Consider the following 4,089-nt stretch of genomic DNA (forward strand, 5'->3'; position numbering starts at 1 on the left):
TATTCTGAGGTGTTATGGAAAGAAATCAATGTACATTCATTGAAATAACGGGATGTACGCTCAATTCTTTCCATAACCAAATTCTTTCGATAATTCCCGACGCCTGGTGGACCAAGGAAGATGAGGTTGTAGTTTTGTTCCAACCAGAGTAATTCTCGCAGTTGGCTGAGTTGCCGTTTGCTAAGCGACTGCTGTTCTTCGAGTCGGAACTCCTCCAACGTTTTGATCTCCGGCAAAAGTGCCCATCGGTATCGCTTGGCAAGTTGTTTCTCCTCGCGGCGGTTCAGTTCGTGCCGTAGAAGCTGCCCGAGAAACTGACGACATGTCCACTCCTTGGATTCTGCGTCCATCAGGGTCTGTTCAATGACTTGCGCGGCCTCGGTTAAGTTTAGATTGCGTAAGGCCTGTCTAAGCTCAAACGTTGCTTCACTCATCGCTGTCCTCCTGAAAGAATTGCCTTGTAGGCGGAAAAATCCCGAACTTGAGGCTTTTGCCGCTTCTTCGTATCGGTGTCCATAAGCGGTTTGACAGGGGGCTGGGAAACGGATGTCTGCTGCTGTGGCCGCTTGTAGTGTTCTACGGCATCTGCAAAATCCGTCGCCCGGTATAACCGATGCTTCACGCAGTAATGAAGTGCCTTCTCCATCGCTTTGGAATCCGCCCCTTCCAATGCCCGCCCAATGAGCTGCAGTTGGTCACGGATATACCTTGGCTTTCGTTTGTAGATCTCATGGAGAAAGGGCACGGCCGTCTCTGGAACAGGGAATGCTTCGGCTACCGTCTGGATGTAAGCGGCTATTCCCTTGGTTCGATCCCGTTTGTGGTTCGTGTTTTGAATCAGTTTTCCACTGCCGGACCCAAGCGGATGTTCCGCCAGAACCTGGCCAGTCTCCACGTCGTAAATTTTCAATTGGCTAGCTTCGGTTACCTGAATGCCCACTCGTTTATCTGTACCGTCATAGGTTCCCAAAGGGACGGAGTAGCGGTTTCCTTCATACCAAATGGTGTTGTCCTTCCGAACGGTCCTTGTTATACTTGATGGTAACGGGTTTATTTTTGTGTGGACCGGGCGGAGGTGCTCCCTTTCAAGAGCAAACACTTCGGCCGGTATTTTTTTCGTTGTATAATGCATCGAGGCATTTCCTGTGCGATGAAGCCAGGCAACACAGTCTTCGTTCAATTTATCTACGTGGCTGAACAGGCGATGACGTGCGAAATTTCTTTTTACATACTTCACGACATTTTCAATCCGGCCCTTACTTTCAGGATCTTGCTTCCGGCACATCCGGATTTGGAAACCTCGCTCCTTCACATACCCCGCAAATTCATGAGTGAGCAGGAGATCTCCATGATTTTCACTGGTCAAAAGCAAATGGTCCTGATCATAGACAAGTTCCTTCGGAAATCCACCGAAGAAGGAAAACGCATCTTCGTGCATCTGAATGACGTCCTTCGTGGTGAACGGGCGGTCCTGCCACTGAACATATTTATATCTCGAATGAGACAACACAAAGGCGATGAACCAAAGTCGAACCAGATTTCCTTGCGGGTTGCGAAGCTTCGTCTCTCCAAAGTCTACCTGAGTTTGGTGGCCCATAGGAGGATCTTCTACCGCTTCGTACTGCCTGATCTGCATCGTTTTCGGAATGCCATGCTTACTCCGAAGCTCTCGCACATAATTCCTTACCGTACCTTCAGAGATATTTCCCACCTGATACCGTTCTTTAAGCCAATCTTGTACTTGTGCAGCAGAGAGATCGGGGTACTCCCGCAACCACTCTACAATGGTTTTTTCATAACCATCCAGCTTCTTTTTCCTGCTCTCTAGCTGTTCCAGATACTCACTGAACTGATCGGGATTCATCTCGATAAACTTGTACACCGTATTTCTGGATAGCTCCAATCTTCTGGCAATTTGGGTAATCTTTAATCCTTCTTGCTTCATCCGTTGAATGGAGAAGTACATATGCCACCTCTCTAAACGTCTCATACTCTTCCTCACCATTGATGTTTTATCTACCAAAATGATACGAGGTCGAGTATGGGGGGTAAAGAGTGTTCATTCTTATTTGTCGTTTTCTGTTGATTTTATTTTGCCGGTTACAATTGATAGTCTTTACGGTATTGCTGAGGAAAAAGCAATGGCTGTTCAGTCTCACGCTCAAAAGGAACTGAAACGTGTTGAAAAGCAATTAGCAGAACTTGATAATCGTTTCGATAAATTGCTGTCCTTGCATGTTGAGGGGGCAATCACAACCGACCAATTCAAGCACCAAAACGAACGTAACGCCATCCAACAGCAAGAATTACTTAGTAAGAAGACTGAACTCATTGTAGCATTAGAAGAAGGAAAGAACCTCGCAGAACGCAAAGAAGCCTTTAGGAAGGAAGTTGAACGCTTCATTGACCTCGACATTAGCGATGAACAGGTCTTGAAGCAATTCCTCCAAAGGCTTATCCAAACAATCGAAGTATTTGAGGATGGAAAGATTAAGATTAACTACAACCTTTCCAGTCCTCTCCCCTCGAATTAAGGTACAATTTATTGAACTGTATCTTTTCTTTCAAGTCTCACTGTACACTCCACATGCGTAGAGTGCTGGTCACAGATATATTAGTGTAACGGTGTTTACCTAAACATCAATGTGGGTCAGTGATATTAAACTACTCACTTCTTATAGACCGACTTTAAATATTTCCATGACAAGTCCGATCTGCTCTGAGTACTTCTTAATGTCCCTTTCAATATCAGAAGTGAAAATATTTATCTTTTCATTTTGTATAGCAGATGCTTTCTTGTTATTATAAAAAATCGCGAACTCTTCTGCGCTGAATCTGTTAATATCCTCAATGCCAATTGTCGATATTATAATACCTGTGCATGTCTGCAATCGTTTAATTGCTTCTAATTCCCAATTGGTCAATAGATTTTCGTAGTAGACAATAGCCTTGTCGCACTCTTTTTTAATCTCGTATATATTTGTTATATAACGAAAGAATAGTTTTTGAGGATCATCAATTGGAGGGAATTCCTGTAACATCCTATTTTGATGCTTAACTAGAAACAACAGATCGTGTAAAGCGAACTTTTTGATTTGTGAAAAATCTTCAAATTTCCTTTTTCCAAAACCAATGAAGTAAATCAGAAAACAAATAGAAATAGCCAGTCCTGTTGATGATACATAAGTAACGATTTCCTTTATTTTCTCAATATCGACTACAAAGTTAAATGTCAATAAGTCTTTAAAACCTACATTAGAAATACTCACAATAATACCCAACAAGCAAATAATTATCAGTACAAAACAAGATAAAATGTAAAACCATGATCTTTTCATAAAATGATCTCCTATACGTGTATCTAAATATTTCTCAAATTCTCGTAATTGCTGTTTTAATTCATCGGTAGTTCTACTTTGATTTACCGTGCGGACTAAATAGTTTCTTAAAGTAGTTATTTTCTTTAAATTGACTCCTGTAAATCGAAAGATCAGTCGTTTCATTTTTTGTTGTTCTTTCGACTCACCTTTCATCCTAATATACACTTGCTCGTAGATATTGTATAAAGCTAATCCGTATAGTATAGGGAGATTTAATATCAACAAAATAAAAGGGAGTAAAAATTCTTTCAATGATTCTATATTAATAATCTCTTCTGGACGTATAATAAAGTTGTATAAAGTAAATGATATTACCACAATTCCAAAGATAACAAATAATCCATCTAATAATTTTTTGACAACCAATGTCTTTTCTTCTCTCAATGCAACAGCGTAAACCCCACCGAGGAATACTGTAATTGGGACTATCAGCATTTCAATTGCCAAACTAAACGTCCAAAAATTTAGAATGAATTCTATGATCACAATAATCCTGAGATTATCTTTTATCAGTTTTTTAAAGAAGCGACCATCATTTGCTTGCTCAATTGTTTTCGCAAATAGGGGGACAAATACGAACATAACCCAAAAGATGGTATCTTTTAATAACGACATATGATCTATGCAGTTCGTGTCATTAACTGGTAAACGGTGGTTTTTGCTGCACAAATGTCACTAATTTCTCGAAATTAGGACGAAAAACCACTTG

General features: G+C 41.0%; 4 protein-coding genes. 1 reads left to right on the forward strand and 3 read right to left on the reverse strand.

Going from position 1 to position 4,089, the window contains the following annotated elements:
- Positions 1 to 434 (reverse strand): ATP-binding protein (locus tag BLT35_RS25870; RefSeq protein ID WP_175472073.1); only part of this gene is annotated, 434 nt, incomplete at its 3' end.
- Positions 431 to 1,945: an IS21 family transposase gene (gene istA / locus BLT35_RS25875; protein ID WP_254777681.1), complete on the reverse strand. Its 1,515-nt coding sequence runs from the start codon at positions 1,943 to 1,945 to the stop codon at positions 431 to 433. The genes BLT35_RS25870 and istA, both read right to left, overlap by 4 nt.
- Positions 1,946 to 1,952: 7 nt before the next feature.
- Between istA and BLT35_RS27750 the strand changes: the two genes are divergently transcribed.
- Positions 1,953 to 2,534: a hypothetical protein gene (locus BLT35_RS27750; RefSeq protein WP_254777682.1), complete on the forward strand. Its 582-nt coding sequence runs from the start codon at positions 1,953 to 1,955 to the stop codon at positions 2,532 to 2,534.
- A 141-nt stretch (positions 2,535 to 2,675) separates the two neighbouring features.
- Here the strand turns inward: BLT35_RS27750 and BLT35_RS25885 are convergent, their stop codons facing one another.
- Positions 2,676 to 3,995: a hypothetical protein gene (locus BLT35_RS25885; RefSeq protein ID WP_139170887.1), complete on the reverse strand. Its 1,320-nt coding sequence runs from the start codon at positions 3,993 to 3,995 to the stop codon at positions 2,676 to 2,678.
- Positions 3,996 to 4,089: the final 94 nt, after the last annotated feature.

This window comes from Paenibacillus naphthalenovorans (genome assembly GCF_900099895.1).
Classification (GTDB): domain Bacteria; phylum Bacillota; class Bacilli; order Paenibacillales; family NBRC-103111; genus Paenibacillus_G; species Paenibacillus_G naphthalenovorans.